The 23,660-nt window shown below is 49.7% G+C and carries 22 protein-coding genes, 1 tRNA gene and 1 CRISPR repeat array; of the genes, 12 read left to right on the forward strand and 11 right to left on the reverse strand.

What is annotated here, in order from left to right; all coding sequences use genetic code 11:
• Window positions 1-8 precede the first annotated feature (8 nt).
• Window positions 9-551: a phycobiliprotein lyase gene (locus IQ256_RS08410; protein WP_193855092.1), complete on the reverse strand. Its 543-nt coding sequence runs from the start codon at window positions 549-551 to the stop codon at window positions 9-11.
• 207 nt (window positions 552-758) lie between these two features.
• On the opposite strand from IQ256_RS08410, the gene hemE reads away from it, so the two are divergent.
• The 4 genes from hemE (at window position 759) to IQ256_RS08430 (ending at window position 4,666) form a co-directional block, all read left to right on the forward strand.
• A complete protein-coding gene (gene hemE / locus IQ256_RS08415) occupies window positions 759-1,823 on the forward strand; it encodes a uroporphyrinogen decarboxylase (protein ID WP_193855093.1) in 1,065 nt (354 codons plus the stop codon).
• A gap of 366 nt (window positions 1,824-2,189) precedes the next feature.
• Window positions 2,190-2,875: direct repeats of the CRISPR family, unit length 35 nt; unit sequence GTTCAAATTCCACTACCCCGCGAGGGGACGGAAAC.
• A gap of 87 nt (window positions 2,876-2,962) precedes the next feature.
• On the forward strand, window positions 2,963-3,139 hold the full coding sequence (locus IQ256_RS08420) for a hypothetical protein (protein WP_193855094.1): 177 nt from the start codon (window positions 2,963-2,965) through the stop codon (window positions 3,137-3,139).
• A 129-nt stretch (window positions 3,140-3,268) separates the two neighbouring features.
• Entirely contained in the window at window positions 3,269-3,601 is a 333-nt protein-coding gene (locus IQ256_RS08425; RefSeq protein WP_193855095.1) for a hypothetical protein, read from the forward strand.
• Between the two features lie 111 nt (window positions 3,602-3,712).
• Complete coding sequence (locus tag IQ256_RS08430) at window positions 3,713-4,666, forward strand: NAD(P)-dependent oxidoreductase (RefSeq protein WP_193855096.1); 954 nt, start codon at window positions 3,713-3,715, stop codon at window positions 4,664-4,666.
• Between the two features lie 71 nt (window positions 4,667-4,737).
• On the opposite strand, the gene IQ256_RS08435 is transcribed toward IQ256_RS08430, so the two are convergent.
• A complete protein-coding gene (locus tag IQ256_RS08435; protein WP_193855097.1) occupies window positions 4,738-5,028 on the reverse strand; it encodes a DUF4236 domain-containing protein in 291 nt (96 codons plus the stop codon).
• 153 nt (window positions 5,029-5,181) lie between these two features.
• Between IQ256_RS08435 and ruvB the strand changes: the two genes are divergently transcribed.
• The 3 genes from ruvB to IQ256_RS08450 all read left to right on the forward strand — a co-directional run bounded on the left by ruvB (window position 5,182) and on the right by IQ256_RS08450 (window position 9,216).
• Entirely contained in the window at window positions 5,182-6,372 is a 1,191-nt protein-coding gene (ruvB, locus tag IQ256_RS08440) for a Holliday junction branch migration DNA helicase RuvB (RefSeq protein ID WP_193855098.1), read from the forward strand.
• 70 nt (window positions 6,373-6,442) lie between these two features.
• Window positions 6,443-7,342 carry a tetratricopeptide repeat protein gene (locus tag IQ256_RS08445; RefSeq protein WP_228024689.1) on the forward strand — a complete coding sequence of 300 codons (900 nt, stop codon included), beginning with the start codon at window positions 6,443-6,445 and terminating at the stop codon, window positions 7,340-7,342.
• Window positions 7,343-7,884: 542 nt separating this feature from the next.
• Entirely contained in the window at window positions 7,885-9,216 is a 1,332-nt protein-coding gene (locus IQ256_RS08450) for a diguanylate cyclase domain-containing protein (RefSeq protein ID WP_193855099.1), read from the forward strand.
• A 186-nt stretch (window positions 9,217-9,402) separates the two neighbouring features.
• Here IQ256_RS08450 and tpiA read toward each other — a convergent pair whose 3' ends face one another.
• The 5 genes from tpiA to IQ256_RS08475 form a co-directional block, all read right to left on the reverse strand.
• Complete coding sequence (gene tpiA, locus IQ256_RS08455) at window positions 9,403-10,131, reverse strand: triose-phosphate isomerase (RefSeq protein WP_193855100.1); 729 nt, start codon at window positions 10,129-10,131, stop codon at window positions 9,403-9,405.
• A 359-nt stretch (window positions 10,132-10,490) separates the two neighbouring features.
• Window positions 10,491-11,288: a hypothetical protein gene (locus IQ256_RS08460; protein ID WP_193855101.1), complete on the reverse strand. Its 798-nt coding sequence runs from the start codon at window positions 11,286-11,288 to the stop codon at window positions 10,491-10,493.
• Between the two features lie 8 nt (window positions 11,289-11,296).
• On the reverse strand, window positions 11,297-11,929 hold the full coding sequence (locus IQ256_RS08465; RefSeq protein WP_228024691.1) for a hypothetical protein: 633 nt from the start codon (window positions 11,927-11,929) through the stop codon (window positions 11,297-11,299).
• Between the two features lie 4 nt (window positions 11,930-11,933).
• Window positions 11,934-12,725, reverse strand: a complete 792-nt coding sequence (locus IQ256_RS08470; RefSeq protein ID WP_193855102.1) for a TIGR04255 family protein — start codon at window positions 12,723-12,725, stop codon at window positions 11,934-11,936.
• Window positions 12,726-13,207: 482 nt separating this feature from the next.
• Entirely contained in the window at window positions 13,208-15,358 is a 2,151-nt protein-coding gene (locus IQ256_RS08475; protein ID WP_193855103.1) for a polyribonucleotide nucleotidyltransferase, read from the reverse strand.
• A gap of 229 nt (window positions 15,359-15,587) precedes the next feature.
• Between IQ256_RS08475 and IQ256_RS08480 the strand changes: the two genes are divergently transcribed.
• Window positions 15,588-16,628, forward strand: coding sequence for an NAD-dependent epimerase (locus IQ256_RS08480; RefSeq protein WP_193855104.1), 1,041 nt, complete (start codon window positions 15,588-15,590; stop codon window positions 16,626-16,628).
• A 4-nt stretch (window positions 16,629-16,632) separates the two neighbouring features.
• Here the strand turns inward: IQ256_RS08480 and IQ256_RS08485 are convergent.
• A tRNA-Ala gene (locus IQ256_RS08485) sits at window positions 16,633-16,705 on the reverse strand.
• A gap of 127 nt (window positions 16,706-16,832) precedes the next feature.
• Here IQ256_RS08485 and IQ256_RS08490 point away from each other — a divergent pair.
• The 3 genes from IQ256_RS08490 (at window position 16,833) to recR (ending at window position 18,886) form a co-directional block, all read left to right on the forward strand.
• The gene (locus IQ256_RS08490; RefSeq protein WP_193855105.1) at window positions 16,833-17,954 is read left to right on the forward strand and encodes a RuBisCO accumulation factor 1; all 1,122 of its coding nucleotides are present in this window, start codon (window positions 16,833-16,835) and stop codon (window positions 17,952-17,954) included.
• 23 nt (window positions 17,955-17,977) lie between these two features.
• Window positions 17,978-18,220: a hypothetical protein gene (locus IQ256_RS08495; protein ID WP_193855106.1), complete on the forward strand. Its 243-nt coding sequence runs from the start codon at window positions 17,978-17,980 to the stop codon at window positions 18,218-18,220.
• A gap of 69 nt (window positions 18,221-18,289) precedes the next feature.
• A complete protein-coding gene (gene recR / locus IQ256_RS08500; protein ID WP_193855126.1) occupies window positions 18,290-18,886 on the forward strand; it encodes a recombination mediator RecR in 597 nt (198 codons plus the stop codon).
• Window positions 18,887-18,987: 101 nt separating this feature from the next.
• Here recR and IQ256_RS08505 read toward each other — a convergent pair whose 3' ends face one another.
• Entirely contained in the window at window positions 18,988-19,188 is a 201-nt protein-coding gene (locus tag IQ256_RS08505; RefSeq protein WP_193855107.1) for a hypothetical protein, read from the reverse strand.
• Between the two features lie 270 nt (window positions 19,189-19,458).
• Here IQ256_RS08505 and IQ256_RS08510 point away from each other — a divergent pair, with 270 nt between their 5' ends.
• Window positions 19,459-20,472 carry a nucleoside hydrolase gene (locus IQ256_RS08510; RefSeq protein ID WP_193855108.1) on the forward strand — a complete coding sequence of 338 codons (1,014 nt, stop codon included), beginning with the start codon at window positions 19,459-19,461 and terminating at the stop codon, window positions 20,470-20,472.
• 283 nt (window positions 20,473-20,755) lie between these two features.
• Here IQ256_RS08510 and IQ256_RS08515 read toward each other — a convergent pair whose 3' ends face one another.
• Window positions 20,756-21,271, reverse strand: coding sequence for a hypothetical protein (locus tag IQ256_RS08515; RefSeq protein WP_193855109.1), 516 nt, complete (start codon window positions 21,269-21,271; stop codon window positions 20,756-20,758).
• Window positions 21,272-21,468: 197 nt separating this feature from the next.
• Window positions 21,469-23,637, reverse strand: coding sequence for a response regulator (locus IQ256_RS08520; protein ID WP_193855110.1), 2,169 nt, complete (start codon window positions 23,635-23,637; stop codon window positions 21,469-21,471).
• Between the last annotated feature and the right edge of the window lie 23 nt (window positions 23,638-23,660).

A 23,660-nucleotide genomic window follows, 5' to 3' on the forward strand; every position in this document is an offset into this window, starting at 1 on the left:
TTCTAGATTCAATCAGTTTTCGGCGGCTTTACGCCTAGACGAATCTCCGAACAAAAAGAAGCAATTCGTAGACCATCGGCTAGCTCCGTCATGCCGGTACGCATACGTAAGTTGTCATTGATGAACCACACACGCTCTGTAGATTGCGCCTGATCGTCTTCAGTCACAATCGTTAGAACGTCGTCTTCTAACGTGTAAGTACTTTTCTTTACGCCTTGCCCCGGTCCACCACTGCTAACTAGCCTTCCACGACTCGATGTAGGTGAATCTGGCACAAAAGGCACCATCAAGGTCGTTAATACCGAGGGCTTAGTATCGCCTTCGACGGTGCTACTCTGCTGAACTTGCAGGCCACACAGCGGCTCAGCCTGACTGTCATCGCCTCTTTCCAAGCTTTCGCACAGCGATCGCACCTCATCAGCGTCAGACGCTAGAAATGCGACTTCCAAATCAGACTTTCCCGCCTTGGACTGCTGAGTCGATAAGGCGTGAGTCGTGCGCTGAGAAAACCATCGCCCGGCCAATTTTTCAAAAAAGTTCACAATTTCCATAGGGTCACTTCTGATAGCGCTGAAAATCAGTCTACAGTTCTTTACTTCCTTTAATTTTACGCATAAGTGGCAGCGCTGCCGTTCTAGCGCAAACAAAGCTAAATTCTATTCTTTCCCCGTGCTTCGGGCTCTGTAGCGCCTTTGTAGACACAGCGAATGATAAGCTAGCCAGTGGAAAATAAAACAGATATTAAGAGCGCCTACGCCATGACCGGATCGAACCAAACCCCGCTTCTATTACGGGCAGCCCAAGGCCAGTCGGTTGAACGTCCGCCGGTTTGGATGATGCGTCAGGCAGGCCGCTATATGAAAGCCTACCGAGACCTCAGAGAAAAGTATCCTTCCTTTCGCGACAGATCGGAGATTCCCGAAGTTGCCATCGAAGTCTCGCTTCAGCCGTGGAAAGCATTTAAGCCCGACGGGGTCATTCTTTTTTCAGATATCGTCACGCCGCTACCGGGCATGGGCGTGGGGATGGATGTAGCCGAAGGCAAAGGCCCGGTTATTGACGAGCCGATTCGCTCCCAGGCCCAGATCGATGCGCTCACTACGCTTAATCCTGACGAGTCGATGCCCTATATTCGCAAGATTCTAGGAGCTCTGCGTGAGGAAGTTGGCAACCAGTCAACCGTCCTAGGCTTTGTCGGTGCGCCTTGGACGCTAGCGGCCTACATCGTTGAAGGCAAAGGGTCTAAGACCTATTCTGTGATCAAGCATATGGCCTTTTCTCAGCCTGAGATGCTGCATAGTTTGCTCAGCAAAATCGCCGACAACATCGCCATCTATGTCCAGCATCAGATTGACTGTGGCGCGCAGGTGGTTCAGCTCTTTGATTCTTGGGCTGGGCAGCTTAGCCCACAAGATTACAGAACGTTTGCGCTGCCTTATCAACAGCAAATCGTTCGCCAGGTAAAGGCAACTCACCCAGATACGCCGTTGATTTTGCTTGTGAGCGGTAGTGCAGGTGTGCTAGAGATGATGGGCGAATCGGGCGTAGATATTGTCAGCGTGGACTGGTCGGTAGATATGGCCGATGCGCGGCGGCGGCTAGGGCCAAACATGATGGTGCAGGGCAATGTTGATCCAGGGGTGCTGTTTGGATCTAAGGAAATAATTCGTGATCGCATTATCGACACCGTCCGCAAAGCTGGCAGCAAAGGTCACATCTTGAACCTGGGTCACGGCATTTTGCCCGGTACGCCCGAAGAGAACGGCGCGTACTTCTTTGAGGCAGGCAAGCAAGTAAATGAGCTTTTGGCAGCGGCTGTTTAGTGGGCTACCGCAGCGGGTGCTACGGCTTCAAGGACGGGGAACTCGATAGTTTCATCTTGAGAAAGCGCAAAGAGAGGATGCCGTTAGTCGAGCTTTGTCAAAAAAGATGAAGAGATCAGGCAGCGCATTTATCTTTGCTGATATCAGCGATATTATGCGAATGCAGCCCTCCAATCTGAGGGGGTGAAGCGAACCTTGAAAACCTGATTCTTTCGTTGCCCCCCTCAGATTGCCTGCTGTACATAGCGTATAGGCGTTTTCCACAGGCCGCTATTGAGATTAACTCTTGATAGTTAGAGGGGTTGACCGACCCCCTCAGATTTTGGCTCTGGAGAGCCTGTCTATAAAGGGCTCTAGAACCATAGGGTTCAAATTCCACTACCCCGCGAGGGGACGGAAACTGCAGGGTCTTTTGCAAACTTTTCCTGCTGCTTTTTGTTCAAATTCCACTACCCCGCGAGGGGACGGAAACGCGGGCGAATGGAAGTACGTAGCGTGTGTACGTACAGACTGTTCAAATTCCACTACCCCGCGAGGGGACGGAAACGTGTACACAACGCCATTCACAGGCATTGGCATAAAAGAACGTTCAAATTCCACTACCCCGCGAGGGGACGGAAACGAGCAAGAATGGGTTCACCATTCTCACCAAGATCAACGTTCAAATTCCACTACCCCGCGAGGGGACGGAAACAACATGCCATTTTCTCGCGTGTTCATTTCTGTAAGGTTCAAATTCCACTACCCCGCGAGGGGACGGAAACCCTAAACATATTTTTCAATGCTTGAGCTAGCTTAGGGTTCAAATTCCACTACCCCGCGAGGGGACGGAAACTGTCCATTGGCCTCTAAGTACAATAGTGTAAGAGCCTCGTTCAAATTCCACTACCCCGCGAGGGGACGGAAACTTGCATTACCGTTAGGCAGATAATCACAGTCCTCGCGGGTTCAAATTCCACTACCCCGCGAGGGGACGGAAACTTGTTACTGTTTCAGTAACAGTCCCTGTAGCGCCGCGTTCAAATTCCACTACCCCGTGAACATACAAGGGGATAGAAACTGAAGAAAAATGAGAACGCAGAATGCGCGACGAGGAATCTAAATCAATACGTAGCTAGCCATCATCTCGGGCCGCTATCTTGTCTCCAGCATTCATCCCTGCCGCTCGTGGCTTGACTGAAAACAAAAATCAGCTTATCTTCAGTCTTACGGCTGCGATGCCTATCACAGTCATTTCTACAGAACTCAATTTTGCCGAGCGCCATCGGCAGGTGCGATCAACACCGCACCGATGGCTAAACCCCCACACTGATTAGGCAGTCTGGAGGCATAGGGTAAACTTTACCCTTTAGCCGCCCCGATTTGCACCATGCGCGGGGTGGCTTTGCTCTTTTGGGTTCTGGTTTCCTCTCAAATCTACACAAAAAACCCGGAGACCAGACCTCATGTTTATCCCTGCTTCAGACGCTAGCGCGTCTACAGTGCCTGCTACACCAGCATCCACAGCGCCATCTACAGCCCCATCTACAGAGCCACCCACGCCATCCACAGTCCCCACCACCGAACTCGTGCGGCATCTGCTCTTTGGTAGCCCAGGCGCAGTCCACTCCACCATCCGCAGCCTGCACAAGCTAGGCTACGCCGAAGTCAACGACTGGAGCCAGCCAATCTCTACGGGCAAACCCAATGAGGTCATGGCTATCTTGACTAGACGAGTGACTTTAGAGTCAGCGTATTGGCTAGCGGCCTGCGTTACTGACCCACCCCGACCTCCGTGACGGGGTGGGTCTCGGTGTTTGCGCTAAAGCCGATCAACCAATCGGCCCAGGCACCACAGATGCCTTGGGCTTTTCCGTGTCAAAATAATCAAGCCTTCTATCACAAGACTCATGCGTATCTTCATGACTGGCGCAAGTGGCTGCATCGGCCACTACCTAGTGGAAACCCTGATCGAAAACACTGACCACGAGCTGTTTTTGATGATGCGTAATCCGGCTAAGCTGCAGGTGCCTGTAGACCAGCGCCCTGGTGTCCATGTATTGCAAGGGGACATGCGCGAGGTGGCTCAGTTCTCCGATCTGCTGAAGACGATGGATACGGCCATTTTGGTGGCAACCTCGTGGGGCGATCCAAAAGAGAGCTATGAGATCAACGTCGAGAAGACGCTAGAGATCATGTCTTTGCTAGACGCTGAGCGCTGCCGGCAGGTGATTTATTTTTCTACCGCCAGCATTCTAGATAGAGACAATACGCCGCTCAAAGAAGCGGGTGAGATTGGCACAGACTATGTGCGGACCAAATATATCTGCCATGAGAAAATGCAAGAGTTGGCGATCGCACCCAAAGTCACCACCGTTTTTCCTACCCTGGTCTTTGGCGGCAGCGAGACCAAACCCTACTCTCATATCTCCGGCGGACTGCCCGAAGTCGCCAAATACATCGGCCTAATTCGCTTTCTGAGCGCCGACGGCAGCTTGCACTACATCCACGCCAAAGACATCGCCAAAGTTGTCCGTCATCTAGTTGACAATCCCCCCGGCCCAGAAGATAGCCGAGAAATCGTGATTGGCAACCCGGCTAAGACTGCCGATGAAATTGTCGAAGAGATTGCCACCTACCTAGGTAAGCCACCGATCTTTCGCATCCCGCTATCCTTTGGCCTTGCCGATCTAGTCATCAAAGTCTTCAATATCCGCATGGCCGAATGGGACCGATTCTGCATGGATTACCGCCACTTCACCTACGAAAATCCGGTCACGCCCTCTAGTTTTGGTCTAGAAGACAGCTATCCAACCGTGAAAGATGTCTTTCAATCAGCAGGCGTGACGCCAAAGACCTCCTGAAAATCAAAGAGCATCTTTAAAGACTCAAGGGCCAAGCTAGATAGCAACGACAGATGGCTATTTAGAGTAGGTCACAGCAGCCCATGTCGATTCAAAAGATCTACGATGTCTTTCTTCTTCAACTGAGAATAGTTTTCTAACCCGGCTCGCTTGGCGATCTTGAGCAGTTGCGCCCTCGTTAAACCTTTAGCGCCAGCCTTGACTCGGTACGAAAACGGACCCGGTAGGTTGACAGAGGCTCTTTGAGTCATCGAGTGCCAGTGAACAGGGCCAGCCTCGACGTTAGCCGAAACACCTCGATCAGATAAGACCACAGACACGCCGGGCAGCAGCTTAATCTTTTTTCTTAAACGAAGTCCCATGGTGATTCGCCTGTAATAGATCAACTGTAGTGATTCAATTGTAGCTACACTTGCACTGGGCAAAGCTCCAGGCCCAATCGCGAAAAAAGGCGCTATTTCACTAAACTGCTATAGTACATTTGTCTAGACCTAGATACGACGCGGCGCTGTTCTATGGCGATTATCTCCTCAAAACAATCGGCCTCTGATGACGGTGCTAAAAAGAAGAGGCGGCTGCCAAAAGATCCGGAAACGACTGCGCCCATCCAATCAGAAGCCGCTAACCGCGAGCCGTCAACTCCTAAAAAGACGAGCTTATTAAAAGGGGAGGCGCGAACCACAGAACTAGCGCGCCACGAAGACGGCATTCGCCCAGAAGCCATTGACGACTACATCGGGCAAAAGGCGCTCAAAGAAGTCCTTAGCATTGCGATCCAGGCGGCAAAATCTCGACAAGAACCGCTCGATCATCTTTTACTCTACGGTCCGCCAGGACTCGGCAAGACTACGATGGCGCTGATCCTAGCGCAGGAGATGGAGGTTGACTGCAAAATCACAACAGCCCCAGCCCTAGAACGTCCGCGTGACATTGCCGGGCTGCTAGTAAACCTAAAGGCAGGCGATGTCTTGTTTATCGATGAAATTCATCGGCTCTCACGGGTAACCGAAGAGATTTTGTATCCGGCGATGGAAGATGCCAGATTAGATATCACCATCGGCAAGGGGCAAAGCGCTAGGACCAGGAGCATTCCACTCCAGCCGTTTACGCTAGTAGGGGCCACCACTCGGGTCGGCGCACTGGCATCACCTCTGCGCGATCGCTTTGGCCTGATCCAACGCCTGCGGTTCTATGAGGTAGACGAACTGACTAAAATCGTGCTACGGACTGCTGATGTGCTCAAGACAGAGGTTCTACCCGACGGCGCAGAAGAAATTGCTCGGCGCGCTCGGGGCACACCGCGTATTGCTAACCGTCTGCTAAAACGAGTGCGCGATTATGTGCAAGTCAAACAGCTAGGGCCAGTCAATCGACAGACAGCCGCTGAAGCACTAGAGCTATTTAATGTCGATCCCTGTGGACTAGACTGGACGGATCGCCGACTGCTGAGCCTGATGATCGAAAACTTCAACGGCGGCCCGGTGGGCCTCGATACGATGGCGGCCTCTACAGGCGAAGATCCTCAGACTATCGAAGAAGTCTACGAGCCATATCTATTGCAAATTGGCTATTTGCAGCGAACGCCTCGGGGCCGAGTGGTCACCTCAGCGGCCTGCAAGCATCTTGGCTATCAGGTGCCACACAATCGCTTCTTTATGCCCGATGCGCCACTATTCAACCTGATTGACGCTGAAGAGGTTACCTAGGCTTAAAGCGGCTACGAAGGTTTACACTTGTTGACATCAAGCCTTTTTACGTGACAAGTCCAGCCTACTGATGACACAAAAAATGCACCACCACCGCTTCACAGTAGGGTTTAGCGTTCAGCGCTTTATCATTGGCCTCTGCGCGGTCTTGTGCTTGAGTGGTGCGATCGCAAGCATGGCTGCGCCTGCACCAGCGCTAGCAGAAACAGCCGCTGAGATTAGGATGAACCGGCAAAATACCGCCGGTCTAGACGCGGCAAATCTAGACTGGGGAAAAATTAGCGAGCTGAGAAAGGCGGCGTTTGCGGCGACGCAGGCCGGAGAGTTTGATCAGGCAGAAAAGAAGTGGTCTGCTCTCATAGAGCAACTGCCGGAAACAGCAGCCGTGTGGAGCAATCGCGGTAATGTCCGGGTGCGGCGCAATGATCTAGAGGGTGCGATCGCCGACTACGACCAAGCCATCACACTAGCCCCCGGCGAACCCGATCCCTATCTCAACCGGGGGGCGCTGCGAGAAGCCATGGGTGAATGGGAAGATGCGATCGCCGACTACAACCAGGTTCTACAGATCGATCCAGATGATCCAGCTGCCTATAACAACCGAGGGAACGCAGAAGCTGGCCTAGGCGAATGGGACCTAGCCGTTGCAGATTACCAAGCGGCAATTACTTTGCAGCCTAGCTTTTCTCTAGCTTATGGCAACTACGCTCTAGCGCTCTACGAAATCGGAGAGACCCAAAAGTCTTTGCAGATTATGAAAAGCCTTGTGCGTAAGTATCCTAGCTTTGTAGATATGCGAGCCGCACTCACCGCCGCGCTATGGGAAACCGGACAGCGGGGCGAGGCCGAAAGCAACTGGGTCGCTGTTGTTGGCTTAGATACCCGCTATAAAGACCTCAACTGGGTCAAAAATGTCAGGCGCTGGCCCCCGAAGATGGTAACGGCGCTAGAGCATTTCCTCACACTCTAAAAGCTTCAAACGCCTAGCTCATAAGAGCCTTACGCCAACTTCTTTGAGCTTACTTAGGAACGTAGGCGTACTGAGTAGAGGTGAAATTGACAACACCACTGTACGTAGAAAGTATCAGCGTATGCACGGATCTACGTAAATCCCCGGCAAGCTAACATTACTAGACTCTGTGCATTCACAGACAATGGCTACGTGTCACTGGTATGACTTGTTACCCCCTATTTATGACTTTTCGAGGCAGCATACTGCTTTACGTGACAACCTAGCTAGCTACTAGCGAATGCATTAGGCACCAAGCTGTAAACGGCTCAATACCGACTGTAGAACTTCTTTAGGAAATAAGTGCAGCTACAGACAGACAGATAAGCGCTATTGATCAAACGCTGTATATTTTTTATCTATTTCTGTCAGTTCGACAGAGAGTCATATATAAGCATCTTCAGGTTCCATCCTTTAGATCTATCCAATCTTCGTAGAATCGAGCAGAAAATCCTAGGTCGAAAGAAATTGTCTATACATGTAACTGGAGAAGCCCTTGTACCTTGCAGAATTACGTCTCGCAGAACAATCAGTTCGTCCAGCACGAGCAGACACCACAGCGCCCTATTCAGCAGCAGAAAGTTAGGGAAATTGAGCGCAAAATTAGAAGAACACTCGACTTATCGACAGTCTTAGGGACAGTCGTTGTTGAGATAGCGGCCCTATTTAAGGCCAGTCAGGTCGTACTTATACAATCTGACCGGACGCTTGAAACATACCAACAGGCCACTCGCTATTGCCAGAACCAATCACTGGCTTGGCAGTCGCGCTTTACTTTTTTTCAAGCTGATTTTCCTTCGCTGCTCGAACAGCTATGGCAGGGACAGCCCGTCGATCTATCGCGGGCAGGTGAGCTGACTCAAGCGCATGAGCCAACCGATAAACTCACTGATGGAGCCACGCCGACCGCTTCTCTGTCGGCTTCTCTGCCGGCTTCTCTGCCCACCTCTTTGCGCCAAGATAGACAGCGCTGGCAGTCCCGCTGGTCAGGTAACTGGCTGTTAGTCCCGATCGAAAACGCGCTGCCCGCGATGGCTAGTCGCACGCCCTGGCCCATCGTACGAAACGCTGCTTTGAGCAATGCTGCTCAGTATTGGGGCCTGTTGGCGATCGCGCTGCCAGAGAACCGCAGTTGGGGTGCATCTATGATTGCAGATATTCAAAGTATCGTAACTGAACTAGCGCCTGCGATCGCGCACAGCATTCAATATCAGACTCTCTTGAGCACCAATCAAGAGCTTCAAAAGCTAGCCCTCTCCGATGGGCTCACTAGCATTGCCAACCGTCGCCGATTTGATGAATACATCGAAGACGAATGGCAGCGGCTCGCTAGAGATCAGCAGCCGCTCTCCTTGATTCTGTGCGATATAGACCGGTTCAAACTCTATAACGATACCTTTGGCCACCCAGCGGGCGATCGCTGTCTCATCCACATTGCGAGGGCGCTACTGCAAGTTTCGCAACGCCCCGCAGATTTAGTCGCTCGCTATGGCGGAGAAGAGTTTGCCATCATCTTGCCAAACACAGATACGCATGGCGCATGGCGCGTAGCCCAGAACATCCATGAAAGCATTCGTAAGCTACAGATCGCCCATGCAGCTAGCAATATCGAACCCTATCTAACTGTCACCATTGGCATTTCTACTATTATTCCAGGACATAACAACACCACCCAAATGCTGCTACAAGCATCGGATATCGCGCTCTACTACGCTAAACAGCAGGGTCGCAACCGCACCTATATCAACGGCCACTACAACACGATCAACCGTAGCGACATCGCTCTCAAAGCAATAGCAGTCAACTCCAATCTGAAGCTCACACCTAGGAGCTAGCGCTATGGATTACTGGGCCTAGGAGACTAGTAGTGTTCTATCAAAGCCGATTTCTTAGGATAGTAGGGGATGGGATAGTAGGGGATAGGGTCTTATTGAGCTTGGCCCACATTTTGAGGTTTGACGCTGCACTATGTCATGGCACTATGTCATGGCACTATGTCATGGACCGCTAGACCTGTATCACTAGGCTCGATAGTTCGCTAGCCGCGCAAAGCTGTCTGGCATCAAGCTGGCCCCGCCGACTAGCGCCCCATCAATTTCGCTTTGCGCCATAATCTCATCTACATTCTCGGGCTTTACCGAACCGCCATATTGAATAGACACTTCCTGGTTGTCTAGCAAGCTGCGAATCTTACCAATCACATCATTAGCGTCAGCAGCAGCGCAGGTATCTCCTGTACCAATTGCCCAAATCGGTTCGTAGGCGATAACCAAGTTGAACTGATTGATATCGACTAGCGCCTGTTTAATTTGGTTTACGATCACAGACTCGGTTTCGTTAGCATCGCGCTGCTGTTTGGTTTCGCCCACACACAAAATCGGTGTCAGACCGTTGATCTGAGCCGCCTTTAGCCTGGCATTCACCGTCTCATCCGTCTCGCCAAAGTACTGTCTACGCTCGCTGTGGCCCACCACGACATAACGCACACCGACCTCTTTTAGCATCGGGCCTGAGATTTCTCCGGTGTAAGCGCCCTCTCTCTCCCAGTGGATGTTTTGAGCGCCAACCTGCACTCGGCTGCCCTGCAGTTTATCAACTAATAGACCTAGCGTAGTAAAAGGAGCACAGAGCACGAGCTCTCTTTCGTCAGGGACACCTTCTAGTTGAGGCATCAACTGTTGCACAAAGGCCGAGGCATCTGCCTGGGTCTTATGCATCTTCCAATTACCAGCAATTACAACTTTTCGCACGGATATTCTTCTATAGGCATAGCAGCCTAGATCGTACAGGTAATCGTCCTCGCCACGCAATGATAAGTGTAATAGAAAAGCTCACGGTAGCGCTGTAAAATTGACGAGTCAATCCTATTAACGAGGGATTGACCAAAGACCTCATGTGAATGGCGTGGTAGTAGTTATTGGACAGCGCCCGTGCTTCTTTACGCAGATCTAACTAGTGCTCTACCTCGTAGGAACTGATAGGCTGTCAGTTCCTATAATCATCACTGCGAACGCACTTTAGGAATCATTCGCTTATCATAATCACAGTGGTCAAGCACTAGCTGCGTTCACCCGGCACGGCTGCGAACAGGTAGCAATCTTGTGTTCACTCATGTTACCGGGCCAAAGGGTTCAGCACGATAACTTAGGTGATCGAGGCGAAACTCAACAGTCTCGCGCATATCGCGAAGCGTGAACTCTGCTTCTGAAATTGCTTCACACCGCCTTAAATCTACCGTACCTTCATTTTCGGTTTTCTTGAGAAGCTCTGGAAATTTTTCCTTCAATTTCAGTGCTAGCTGTTTACACATTTCGCAATAATTACTTTCATCAGTTACATGAACAATATTAATCCAAAGTTCATACGGTTCTTTCGGCGAGAGTTCTTCCCTAGGCTCGTAATCAATGTGGAAAGACAGTATCCCGTTAGCATTTTTCTTTCCTTCTTTCTCGATGTACGAAAAAACTTTACTAAGCCGAGCAACTAAGCTGTTCGGTAAAGCATGGCGACGGTATCTAGAAGCTAACCAGCTCTGAAGAATCTGATTGGAACAACTAGGGTAGTAAGTCTCATCCGGACTAACTGCCTCCAGCTTACTTTTCTGTATCACGGACTTTCTTGAAGCAGTTAGTTCAAGGTGAACCGTTTCCTCTCCACATATGTAATCTAGATGCAAAGTACGTGGATTTTTCCCGTAGGTACAGTTACCATCATTTTCAGCAATGATTCGAGCAATGATAAATTCTACAGATGGTTCAACATTCAGATTGTTATTTGCTATGTCGCAGTCATGAGATATCACTACAGCGACTTCAGCTTCCGAGTCATCAGACAAGCCTACTACCTGAAAATCTTTTCGAGCAAGTATGCTGCCCTGTCGCCACACAGTACTTCGAGACCAAGGCATTCCTCGAACTAACCCCTTTCGTAGATAGATGTGGAAGACTCACTTAAAACATCGTCGAGTGATCTCAAGTGCTTGCCGCCACTCTTAAGTTTGCGACGGGTCTGTGCCTCTTTTTCAGCTAGGACTGCAAGAGCGTCTAAAGCTTTTAAAGGATCTTCATCTGTTCTGAGTATGTCAATCAAAGAACGTCCATTTAAAATCGGACGAGATACTAGCTTGTCTAAGCGAAGAATATTTGCTTGACTAAACTTATTAGCGACGTCAGATAAGTACTGAATACGTTTTACAGATTCTCTTTTAGGCTCCTGTCCTTCTAGCCAAGCATAAGTAGTAGGACGTGTGACTCCTAGAATGGAAGCCAAGTCAGACATACTTATAGAAAATACATCACGAATATTTGCAACATGCTTGGCAGGTGACATCACATCCGTTTTTACTTCAGGCCGAGGTTCTTCGACATGGATTCGCCGATTGGGAACTTGGGTTAGTGCCTCGGCTGCACCGTGTACAGTCATCATGCCTCCAGTGCCTGCTGTCCAAATTAATAGCGGAACCGCTGACAGCACAGCGGAAGCACAAGGGCTATAAGTATTGTCAGGATAAGAGGTAATTTCTGGGTATGTTTTTTTAACTACGTTCATACTCTTAAGCCCATCTTTCTCTAGCGTAGTCAGTCACTGAAATCTTGAAAGTCTCCGTGATAATGTCATGAGACCTCGTAAGTTGCTCCTGTATTTCCACAAGATCAAAGTTGCTTCTTTTAACAACGCAATAGTCGGCATCTAAAACAGCATTTCGCCTATTCACTTCTTTAAATCGAGGTTGTAGTTCAAGCTGCAAGGGCGTTAAGTCAGGAGATAGTGCTAATGAACCATCAGTGATAACTGCTCTGACACTTAAATTACCACCAGCGATACCTGTAACCGTCTCCGTGTAGCTATGGCCTAGACAACCTTCTGGGTTGGCAGAAAACCCCATTAAAGAGGGGTTCAAGTATTGTTGTAACGTATCGTCCTCGGCGGGCACTATTGCATCGAGATAACGAAGCCCGATCTTCTCCACATAAGCTAGTTCCACGGTTTCATGAATCAAATTCAAGCCAAGAATAGTCTTCTCCAGAAATTTTGTGAAGGTATCATACTTGGTTGTGTGAAACACTAGAGCATTAGATAAAAGTAAGTATCCTTCAGTCCGCTGGGTATTTGTAAAGCTCCAGCGGACATGCTTTTGAGGTCGAACATCAGGTTGTGGTTCATCCAACCGACGAATTGCCAGTTCGAATAGGTTTTCTTCACGAAAGTCTGGAAATCCATTCCGACGAAGATGCTCCTGCACACGATCAACATAAACCGACATCTGCGCAATGGGATTGAATTGGACTTGAGCCAGCGTGTAGAACACGGGCGCAAGGTTCATTTTAGGTGCTGCTGTTTTCATATATCCTAAAAATGCCCACAACCCTCATTTTACACTTCACTTTACATCTTTGAGAAGATTCTTTCCGTCGCCACGAGGGAACAATATAAAGAATCTCTTTCTAAAACATTCATTCGTAAATCTATTCACAACTGGGTAAAACATCTCTAACAACGTTGATACGGATATCTAGGGTCAGGCTTTAAACACAGCCACTACAGGTAGCGTGGATTGGCGATATTTATCTGATTAGCTTCCATCTTTTTATTTCTTCAAACACATACGCTAAGCTTCCGTCCTTTCGACTAACTAAACTTCATAATCACCTGAAGACAAAAAAGAGATACCGTCCATCGGGTACCTCTTTTTGATTACTAGTGCAGCGTCAGCACTTAGTTTTAGGGTAAGCCTTTTCTAGAGGCACTATCTTACAAGACTTCTAGAGATCGTCTACCCCACTTTTTAGTCTTGACGCTGCACTAGTCTAAGCAAATGCTTCTACTCTACTCAACGCCTGCGGCTTCCTTAGCCTTTTCTGCCTCATCGGGATGAATGCCCAAGCGAGTCAGATTAACGCGGCCACGATTATCGATCTCACGGACCTTAACGAGTACTTCGTCTTCTACGTTCACTTCGTCTTCTACCTTGTTTACTCGGTAGTCGGCTAGCTGAGAGATATGAATCATCCCTTCTTTGCCGGGCATAATTTCGACGAAGGCCCCAATCGGAATCACACGGGTGACTTTACCCATATAGACGTTGCCAGCCTCGGGTATGTGGGTAATGCCTTCGATCATCTTCTGAGCTTGCTTAGCCTTATCAGAATCAACCGCCGAAATGGTGACTGTACCATCGTCTTCGATATCCACTTTGGCACCTGTGGCCTCGGTAATCGCTTTGATTTGCTTACCGCCTGGGCCAATTACCATACCGATTTGATCAGGCTTGACTTGCATGGTCAGCAGGCGAGGGGCATAAGGAGAAACCTCGGTGCGAGGCTTATCTAGTTCGCCCAGCATTTTTTCGAGGATATGAAGCCTAGCAGGACGCGCCTGGTTGATTGCTTTACTGATCACTTCCATCGGCAGGCCAGTAATTTTCATATCGAGCTGCAGGGCAGTGATACCGCTGTCGGTACCCGCTACCTTAAAGTCCATGTCACCAAGGAAGTCTTCAATCCCTTGAATATCGGAAAGGATACGGACTTCATCGCCTTCTCGAATTAGACCCATGGCCGCGCCACTGACGGGCTGCGCGATCGGCACACCCGCGTCCATTAATGACAGGGTCGAGCCGCAGACAGACCCCATTGAGGTAGAGCCGTTGGAAGATAGACACTCAGAAACGACGCGAATGACGTAGGGGAAATCTTCTTGCGAGGGCAAAACTGGAATCAGGGCGCGTTCAGCTAGCGCGCCGTGGCCAACTTCGCGGCGACCGGGCGATCGCATTGGCCGGGTTTCGCCGACAGAATAAGGGGGGAAGTTGTAGTGGTGTAGATACTTCTTCTCGTCGCCAGGATGAAGATCGTCCATCATCTGAGCGTCGCCAGGGGTGCCGAGCGTGGTAACAGAGAGCACCTGAGTCAAGCCTCGGCGGAACAGGCCCGTGCCGTGAACGCGAGTGGGCAATACGCCGGTTCGGCAGGTAATCTTGCGAATTTCGTCGAGCTTGCGACCGTCTACGCGAACGCCTTCTTCTAGGATTTGCGATCGCATCAGCTTTTTAGTCAAACGCTTGAATGACTTTCCTAGTGCCTTGCTACTGCTATCGATCGCGGCGCGCACCGGATCGGACTCGTCTTTAGCGGCAACTTCTTCGGCGATCGCGGCTTTAATCGCGTCAAGTTTATCGTCGCGTTCGGATTTTGATTGATCGAACTGCTTGAGGACTTCTTTGATATCGGCGGTGGCGCGATCGCTCAAGAATGTCTCTAGGCTAGGATCAATCACAGGCTCTGGCTCAGTTGGCCGCTCTAGCCCTAGCTCTTCGACCAGATCTAGCTGCGCCTGAATCAGATCGCGCACTACTTCGTAGCCAAAGTCGATCGCTTCGATCACGTCCTGCTCAGGCAGCTGATTAGCGCCAGCTTCTACCATGATCACGCCATCAGGAGAGCCGGCTACGATCAAATCGAGCTCACCGCTTTCGATCTCTTGATAGGTAGGGTTGATGATAAAGTCATCTCCAACCAACCCTACACGCACCGCTGCCATCGGCCCATTGAATGGAATCTCCGCTAGCAAAACAGCAATGGATGCGCCAGTGGCGGCTAATACATCAGGAGGAACGTCCTCATCCATCGAGAGGGTGGTCGCCACAATTTGAATATCATCGCGAATCCATTGAGGGAACAATGGTCGCATGGGCCGATCGATTAGTCGGCTGGTCAGCGTTGCCCGCTCAGGAGGGCGACCCTCTCTACGCAAAAACCCACCTGGAATACGACCTGCGGCGTACAGTCGTTCCTCGTAATCTACTAGCAAAGGCAGAAAGTCGATCCCTTCTCTGCCGCTAGAGCGTGTAGCTGTAACCAATACAGCCGTATCGCCAGAACTTATCAGCACCGAGCCTCCAGCTTGCGGAGCAAACAGCCCCGTCTTCAGCTGAATATCTCGACCGTCGATTGAAATCGACTTATCAATTTCCTGCATTGATGCGTCCTTACTCTTTTTAGTTTTCTCATTTTGTGCTTTGGCAATCGTATCACTGATGATGAAGGCTTGCGTCTACGGTTATAAAAGCGCTCAAAAACTCGGTATCTCTTGAATATGACGGTGATCTAAATCGCTTTGCAAAGACTTGGAGCCCTGATTTTCCCAAGTCACGACACAATGTTTAATCAACGCTCGATCTTCATTACCTTTTCACCACCTTTTGACTATGGCAATTCTTGTGACTGGCGCTGCCGGATTTATTGGGTTCTACCTCTCTCTACGGCTGTTAGAAGCAGGCATCCCTGTCTATGGCATCGATGTCATGAACGATTATTATGACGTTTCTTTGAAAGAGGGCAGGCTAGCCCAGCTCAAGACGTTTTCAGACTTTAGCTTCGAGCAGATAGACATTGGCGATCGCACTGCCATGAGCCAGCTCTTCGAGCGCCAGTCGTTTGAGCGTGTGGTTCATCTAGCGGCTCAAGCGGGCGTACGCTATTCTCTGCAAAACCCGCTTGCCTATGCAGATAGCAACTTACTCGGCTTTGTCAACATCTTAGAAGGCTGTCGTCAGAGCCAGGTGGAGCATTTGGTCTTCGCCTCCTCTAGCTCTGTCTATGGCAAGAACAAGAAGGTGCCTTTCGCCACAGACGACCGGGTCGACCATCCCGTCTCACTCTACGCCGCCACGAAGAAGTCGAATGAGCTGATGGCCCATGCCTACAGCCACCTGTACGGTCTACCGATAACAGGGCTGAGATTTTTTACGGTGTACGGCCCTTGGGGCAGACCGGATATGGCGTATTTCAAGTTTGTGGATGCGATCGCCAAAGGAAAGCCAATCGATGTCTACAACCACGGCGAAATGAAGCGCGACTTTACCTATATAGATGATGTCGTAGAAGGCATCATCCGCGTTATGGATCACCCGCCGTCTCCATCGACTACAGCAGAGGCCACCGCCCAAAACGAAGCCGCCACCCAAAGCAAAGTCACCAGCGCTTCTGATACGAGTGCTCCGTACAAAATCTACAACATCGGCAACCACAGCCCGGTGACGCTGATGGACTTCATTGCCACTATCGAGACGGCGATGGGCAAAAAAGCAGAAAAAAACATGCTGCCCATGCAGCCAGGCGACGTGCCTGCGACCTACGCCGACGTGCAAGATCTGATGGACGATGTTGGCTTTAAACCTTCAACGCCGCTATCTGTAGGCATTCAGAAATTCGTAGACTGGTACCAAGACCACTATTCAAAATCTTAAAAAATGGAGCTAAGGAGATTCGAACTCCTGACCCCCTCAATGCCATTGAGGTGCGCTACCAGCTGCGCTATAGCCCCTTATTTTTACGCTAGCGTCACTGTATATCGGTGCCGCTTTATGTTTGAGTTGCTAAGCAAATCGACTCAACCGACGTTTGCTTAGACTACTATAATTACGTAGAAACGAGAACTGCGTCAACTCCCTATGGCCGCTACGCCCCCTAGCACATCTAGCACCGAGTTCGGTGGCACCGAATCTGGTGAATCGAACAGCCCTACGAATCAGCCTGAGATTCAAGACATCATCCTAAAGCTACGGCGCAAAGAGGGCAATTGGGTGGACTGGGGCAAAGCCTGTCAGACGCTGCAAAAAGCAAAGATGAGTCCTCAAGACATCTTTGAGGCGACTGGATTTGAGCCCATCCAGCAAAATCAGCTCACCGTCGCCGCTCAGGTCTTTGACTCTATGCTGGCGGGCGGCGTGAGTGAGCAAACCAAAGCCCACTATCAAACCAGGGGCAGCGATAGCCTCTACGAATTTAGAATTCTGCCACAAGAGCGCCGCGCTGCCGCTGCTGATTTTGCCTTTAGCCACGGCCTAGATAGCGAGCAGGTCAAAGAGATTGTCAAAGGGCTTAGAGACTTTTACTACAGCGAAACGCCGCCGCCTGGCTTTGAGAAAAACATGGGTGATGCTGCTGCCTATTACTACTGGCGATTGGCTCGTCAGCAGAGTGATTTGCAGGCCAGATCGCGGCTGATTGCACAGAGTTTGCGATTTGCGGCCTCTAATAGCGCTCGCAGCAAAATCGAAAAGCTGCTAACTGACTTCACGGTCATATCGACCAAATCGGCCCCTAGACTGCCTATCTTTCGTTTAGAAGATGAGGCAGACTCTCCAGTCATCGTGCCCGTAGCCGGACAAATGCCGCTGGCAACAGAAGACTATAAGCAGGTGCCAATGGTCGAACCAGAGGACACCTTTGGACTGGTGAAATTTTCGGGAACAGGAGCCTGGGTACCCGTGCCTGGATGGCAGGTGATTCTAAAAGCCGAAGATCCGATCGCGCTACTCGCAAAATATGAACAACTGCCCAACCCACCCGAGGGCTATAAAAACGAAGATGTGCTGATCGTGGTTGACCGCGCTAAGCGAAAGTGGGACGAATTCAGCTATTACGTGATCGATGCGGGCGGACAGCTAGAGATTCGCTGGTTTGAGGCAGAGCCTGACGTTCAACTTTTGGGCGGCATCGCGTTGATTATGCGTCCTAAGAAGATATTTGATCAAAGCTACACCCAAGAGTACTGGCAGACAGACGAATAGGCAGAACGCAGGAGAAACGCGCTATGGCCCTTGAACGCCGCTTATCTAGAGAGATATTTGCTGAGACTGAAATCGTTGAGCTTCGCCAGGTGTGTATGACGCCTAGCGGACTGTTTGAACCTGGTAAGTACTTAGCAGGTCAGCTACCCGATGCCGCCTTTGAAATGGGCCTGGTAGAAAGCCTGCCGCCCGTTCGCGGTAAAAGCGAAGAAGTCGGCCCGCCATCGCCGCCGCCAGAAACTGAAGTAGACAGCCCACGCACTTGAAGATCCCCTGCGCTTGTTTCACCTTGTCGCTCACCCCTCATCGTCCACAACTTTCCTTGGAGTCCTCCTATTTACACCCGTCCCCTCGCCAAACTGATTGAAGAATTTCAGCGCCTGCCCGGTATCGGCCCGAAATCGGCGCAGCGGCTGGCTATGCACATGCTAAAGCGGCCCGAAGCTGAGGTCAGGGCATTGGCCAATGCCTTAGTGGATGCTAAAAAGCAGGTGGGTCAGTGTTCACAGTGCTTTCATCTGTCGGCTGAGCCAGTCTGCAATATCTGTCGGGCTCAGTCACGCGATCGCACCACCATTTGCGTAGTCGCCGAATCTAGAGATGTGATTGCCCTAGAAAAAACCCGCGAGTACAAGGGCAGATATCACGTACTGGGCGGTTTGATTTCACCGATGGACGGCATTGGCCCAGAGCAGCTGAATGTAGGGCAGCTAGTACACCGGGTGAACAAAGAAGATATTAGTGAAGTGATTTTGGCAATTAGCCCGAGTATTGAAGGGGACACCACGACGCTGTATGTAGGTCAGCTGCTGAAACCCTTCACCAAAGTGACTCGAATTGCGTTTGGCCTGCCGATGGGTGGCGACCTAGAATATGCAGATGAGGTGACCCTAGCTAGAGCTTTGGAAGGGCGAAGAGAGTTAGATGCTTAAGCAATGACAGGCGTGAACGTAGATTTGTCTGAGCGAGCCTAGAACCAGACGCACGAAGGTCGAAACCGCAGCCTCGCCAAAAACAAATCAATACGCTCAGATTAATACGCCAGCGTTTCTAGCGTTTCACGCAGGTACAGCCTCACCATATTGTCTGTAGAGGTACTAGTCGTTACAGCGCTAGATTGCTCAGAGCACCAGCTCTGAAAACCGGAGCTATTTGCGATCGCACTCTTCAAACTCTGCCAAAGCTCAGCATCTGGCGCGGCGTAAGCGGGGTTAGTAGATGATGAATTTGTCATAGGTGGTTCTCCAGTTCAAGCAGCTAGGGGGCATCAAGAGTGGGCATCAAGTATCGAATCTACTCGCTTCCCCTAATCAATCAAGCGTAGCCTATATATTCGATACAGATTGTAAGAAAAGCCACAGTTTTACGCATGGTAGCGTCTGCTTCTAGTTTCGTGGCCGCCATCATCGAGCCGTTTGGCCGCAGGGGTAAGTAAGCTCTAGAATCTCTCTTAATAAGACGTAGTATCCCATTAGGGCACATACAAAAGACACATAGCTCCACCATGCCTGATTCCTCATTAGCAGTTGCTCAGCCCGTCAAAATTATCCTCGACACCGATCCTGGTGGTGACGATATCTTTGCCTTTCTGTGGGTGCTGAGCTTAGTCAAACAACAGCACGCTAGCCTCGTTGCCGTCACCGCCGCAGAAGGAAATGTCACGGCTCGTCAGACCTTTACTAACAGTAAGCAAATCCTTGAGCTGACTGGCTTTGCCGACATACCGGTAGGGCGCGGAGTCTCACTCCAGCAAGATTTAAAGGGAGATTCAAGAGCTGAACACATTCATGGAGCAGATGGGATGGGAAATTTGTCCCAAACGCTGCCACCAGCAACCTGTGACTATTCGTCTGCTATTCAGGCCGACGAACTGCTCATAGAACAATTGAATAGCAACCCTGGCACCATTACCATTGTTGCTATTGGGCCTTTGACTAATTTGGCAGCCGCTGAGATCAAACAACCTGGCATTCTTCAGAAAGCTAAAGAGATTATCGTCATGGGCGGGGCGTTTTACTCTGCAGGAAATGTCACACCAACCGCAGAATTTAATATCTGGTTCAATCCTGAAGCCGCTAACGTGGTGTTCGATAGCCGCGATGATATTGTTGTACTTCCCCTAAACGTGACCCGAAAGTTGGTATTCACTCAAGACATGGCTGAAACAGTCATCCAGTCTAATCCTCACAGCCCTCTAGCTCAGTTTGTTGTTCAGCTTTGTCAGTTTATGATAGGCACCACTCTAGAGTATCGAGAAACTTCTGGAGAACCTGGCTTTTTAGTCCACGACGCCGCAACGCTTGGCTATCTCTTTTATCCTGATACGCTAATGATGCAAAGGGCTAGGGTGCAGATCGAAACCCAAGGCGAATGGACAAAAGGACAAACCTTAATCGATGCTCGACAGTGTGCGAAACCGCAGTCGAATGCTTGGGTTGCCCTGCAGGTCAATGCGCCAAGCTTTTTTACCAATTTTATCGAAGACTTGAAGTATCTAATAGCCGAATCCGATAGCTGAGTAGATGACTGACGTAGCGAGCATTCATCGCCTTCTAAGAGGTTCTAAGAGAAAATTGAAGGGTGCATCCCACTTTCGTAAGTCATTTGCTCGCCCTCACCCTAAATCCCTCTCCCGATGGGAGAAAGACTTTGAATCCGGTTCCCCTTCTCCCCACTCTACGAGAAAAGCAAGCTCTACGGGAGCAAGGGGTTAGGGGATGAGGGCTCGATAGCTCTGCATAAGTGGGATGCACCCAGCTGCTCAGACTAGCTTTTGAGACCAGTCTTCAATTAAGGGAGTATTACTTGGTGCGAGCATCAAGGCTATCTAGACGAGCATCTTGAACGTTTTCAATGGCCTTGGTTTGGGTATCTAGAAATTCGAGGCGAGCATCTTGAATGTTTTCAATGGCCTTGGTCTGGCTGTCTAAGTGCTCTAGACGAACCTTTTGGATATTACCCACTGCTTTGGTCTGACTATCTAGAAATTCGAGGCGAGCATCTTGAATGTTTTCAATGGCCTTGGTTTGAGTGTCTAGATGCCCCAAACGAGTTTTTTGGATGTTGTCTACTGCTTTAGTCTGACTGTCGAGAAACTCTAGACGAGCATCTTGAACGCTTTCAATAGCTTTGGTTTGAGTGTCTAGATGCTCCAAGCGAGCTTTTTGGATATTTTCCACTGCTTTAGTCTGGGTATCAAGAAACTCTAGACGGCGTTGCTGAATAGAAGAAGAGGTGATTTCAGTAGCGTTAGCAACAGGTGCAAAAGTTAGGGCAGCAGCGGTCAATGCGAGAGTAGAGAAGATTAGGTTTTTCATGAGTTGGCTCCTTTGGAATCAATGCGTTTGTTTCATTGATCTAAGAATGCCATTGCTCAGCGGCCAGCTCGTGAGAGTCAATTAAGAGGTATCTGAGAAAAGATAGAAGAGTCTAGAAGAGAGAACACAGTTAGTTCTCAGGCTCTGCTCATGTAGTGTCGTTCATAGTGTCAGTCACTGGGCTTCAGATTCAAGCTTCAATGGGGAGTTCGCTGCGTCAGTTGAGCGACGACTTCTGCAATATCTTTTAGTCCAATAGGCTTGGCAATATGCATCTGAAAACCTGCTAGGAGTGCTTTGGCTCTGTATTGACTTTCTATGAAGGCAGTCAGGGCGATCGCAGGTACATCACCCCCGTCTTCAGCCCTTCGAGCGCGGATCTTTCTGAGCAGCGCATACCCATCCGAGTCAGGGAGGCTGATGTCGCTAACGAGAACATCTGGCTGGCAGCTTTCAAAAGCCTCCATGGCTGATTCAACGGTGGTCGCAACGCTGACCTGCGCGCCGTATGTCTCTAGCATCAACTTATACATATCTAGCGCATCTATATAGTCTTCTACCACTAACACTTTTACTCCCTGAAGGAGGGAATCATCCCTCTCTTGAGACCTTTGGTCACTAATGCCTAACTCAGATGGAGTATTACTACTCTCTTCCTGCGAATATAGAACTGACATTGCCTCTGAAGATAGCGTTGGCAGCTCAATTGTAAAGGTGCTTCCTTTCCCGACTCCTGCACTCTGCGCTCTGATGCTGCCATAATGAAGGCCCATGATGTAGTGAGAAATCGAAAGTCCTATACCCAGTCCTTTTGTTCGTTGACTCTTCTCTGATGGAGTGTCTCGTGCTTGCCAAAAGCGCTCAAAAAGATGGGGGATCTCTGTCTCCTTTAGTCCTTTGCCTGTGTCTTTGACTGAAATTGAGAGTGTATCTTCTTCACCGCTCAAGGAAATATCTATCGAGCCTTTCTCGGGAGTAAATTTGATGGCATTCGAGAGTAAATTTCGGATGACCTGCTGTAGCCTGACACCATCGGCCATTACATAGTTCGATAGCAAGTCGCCTTCTAGAGAGGGTGGTTTATCAGCTATCTCTTCAGACGACTTTTCCTCTTTAGAGGTCATACTACCTGCCCGTATAGGTAGAGACTGAGTATGAAATGAGATTTGGAGCTGTTTTGTGATAGCGACTATGCTTAGCGCCTCTATGGCACAAGCAACTATTTGCCCTATCTGTTCGAAAGACAGGAGCTCTGGAGTAAACGAAAGCTTCCCCTTTCTAATACGTGAAACGTCTAGAAGATCTTCAATGAGATTTTCTAGCAGTACTGTGTTCTTTTCGATCACCTTGAAGGCTTTTGGCACCATATCCGCTTCAGGTTGAACTTCCGTAAGACCTACCCAGCCTTTAATCACTGAAAGTGGAGACCTCAGCTCATGAGAGACGGTTGATAAGAAATCATCTTTGAATTGATTGGCTTGTTCCGCCTCATTACGCGCAGCTTCAGCCTCAGCCAAGAGCTGCTGACGCTGCTGCGCGGTTTGATATTTCTCGGTGACATCACGCCATGTCAGGACAAGGCCATCGTTTAGCTTGGCAGCCCGCAAATCTATAACAACTTTCTGAGCGACCGACTCGTGCCCCTCCAATATGACTTCCTTTTCTAGAGGGCGACCTGTGACTAGAACGCTAGAAAGCTGGTTCAAAAAGTCGATATTACCCTCTCCTACTTTTGCGTCTCTAAAGGCTGGAACGGCAGCGTATATAGATTTATCGATAGCCTCTTCTACAGAGATAGAAAGATAATTACAGGCAGCCTTATTGAGATAAGTGATGGTAAAGTCTCTAACAATGCCGTCCTCTCTGTTAGCAACAACCACAGCAAGAGGGTCTGCCATGGTTTGAGTCAGCGTATGAAAACGCTTCTCACTTTCTTCTCTCTCAAGCGTTGCTAGTCGAAGTGCTTGTCTCTCTTCTTGTTCTCTAACTGCTCTTTCAACAGCCGGAGCTAATAGCTCCAAGCGCTGTTTAACGATATAGTCTGTTGCTCCCGCCTTGAGGGCTTCTACGGCTCTCTCTTCACCTAGGACGGCTGATACTAAGATGCATGGAATATCTGGGCGGATGTCTTGAGCAATTTTGATAGCGCTAAGACCGTCAAAGGTAGGAAGCGAATAGTCTGCTAATATCAAGCTGATATGCTCAGATTCTAGTATTGAACGAAACTCAGATTCGGTTTCAACTCGCGTGAACTCACAGTCCATCTGCGCTTTGGTGAGCAGCGTACTAATAAGCTCGGCATCAGCAGCGTCGTCTTCTAGTAGTAAAAACCGCAGTCGCTCAAAGCCAGTCGATAACTGATCCATATCCCCATCGAAAACACACTTGC

The sequence above is a fragment of the cf. Phormidesmis sp. LEGE 11477 genome (assembly GCF_015207105.1).
Lineage (GTDB): Bacteria > Cyanobacteriota > Cyanobacteriia > Phormidesmidales > Phormidesmidaceae > Phormidesmis.

Excerpts from the sequence above, each read along its gene's own strand:
- IQ256_RS08425 (WP_193855095.1), top strand. The coding sequence starts at position 3,269 with ATGTTTATCCCTGCTTCAGACGCTAGCGCGTCTACAGTGCCTGCTACA.
- IQ256_RS08475 (WP_193855103.1), bottom strand. The coding sequence starts at position 15,358 with ATGCAGGAAATTGATAAGTCGATTTCAATCGACGGTCGAGATATTCAG.
- IQ256_RS08515 (WP_193855109.1), bottom strand. The coding sequence starts at position 21,271 with ATGAAAAACCTAATCTTCTCTACTCTCGCATTGACCGCTGCTGCCCTA.
- IQ256_RS08445 (WP_228024689.1), top strand. The coding sequence starts at position 6,443 with ATGACACAAAAAATGCACCACCACCGCTTCACAGTAGGGTTTAGCGTT.
- IQ256_RS08465 (WP_228024691.1), bottom strand. The coding sequence starts at position 11,929 with ATGAACGTAGTTAAAAAAACATACCCAGAAATTACCTCTTATCCTGAC.
- IQ256_RS08510 (WP_193855108.1), top strand. The coding sequence starts at position 19,459 with ATGCCTGATTCCTCATTAGCAGTTGCTCAGCCCGTCAAAATTATCCTC.
- IQ256_RS08430 (WP_193855096.1), top strand. The coding sequence starts at position 3,713 with ATGCGTATCTTCATGACTGGCGCAAGTGGCTGCATCGGCCACTACCTA.
- IQ256_RS08520 (WP_193855110.1), bottom strand. The coding sequence starts at position 23,637 with ATGGATCAGTTATCGACTGGCTTTGAGCGACTGCGGTTTTTACTACTA.
- IQ256_RS08435 (WP_193855097.1), bottom strand. The coding sequence starts at position 5,028 with ATGGGACTTCGTTTAAGAAAAAAGATTAAGCTGCTGCCCGGCGTGTCT.
- ruvB (WP_193855098.1), top strand. The coding sequence starts at position 5,182 with ATGGCGATTATCTCCTCAAAACAATCGGCCTCTGATGACGGTGCTAAA.
- IQ256_RS08505 (WP_193855107.1), bottom strand. The coding sequence starts at position 19,188 with ATGACAAATTCATCATCTACTAACCCCGCTTACGCCGCGCCAGATGCT.
- hemE (WP_193855093.1), top strand. The coding sequence starts at position 759 with ATGACCGGATCGAACCAAACCCCGCTTCTATTACGGGCAGCCCAAGGC.
- IQ256_RS08460 (WP_193855101.1), bottom strand. The coding sequence starts at position 11,288 with ATGCCTTGGTCTCGAAGTACTGTGTGGCGACAGGGCAGCATACTTGCT.
- IQ256_RS08470 (WP_193855102.1), bottom strand. The coding sequence starts at position 12,725 with ATGAAAACAGCAGCACCTAAAATGAACCTTGCGCCCGTGTTCTACACG.
- IQ256_RS08490 (WP_193855105.1), top strand. The coding sequence starts at position 16,833 with ATGGCCGCTACGCCCCCTAGCACATCTAGCACCGAGTTCGGTGGCACC.
- IQ256_RS08410 (WP_193855092.1), bottom strand. The coding sequence starts at position 551 with ATGGAAATTGTGAACTTTTTTGAAAAATTGGCCGGGCGATGGTTTTCT.
- IQ256_RS08480 (WP_193855104.1), top strand. The coding sequence starts at position 15,588 with ATGGCAATTCTTGTGACTGGCGCTGCCGGATTTATTGGGTTCTACCTC.
- IQ256_RS08495 (WP_193855106.1), top strand. The coding sequence starts at position 17,978 with ATGGCCCTTGAACGCCGCTTATCTAGAGAGATATTTGCTGAGACTGAA.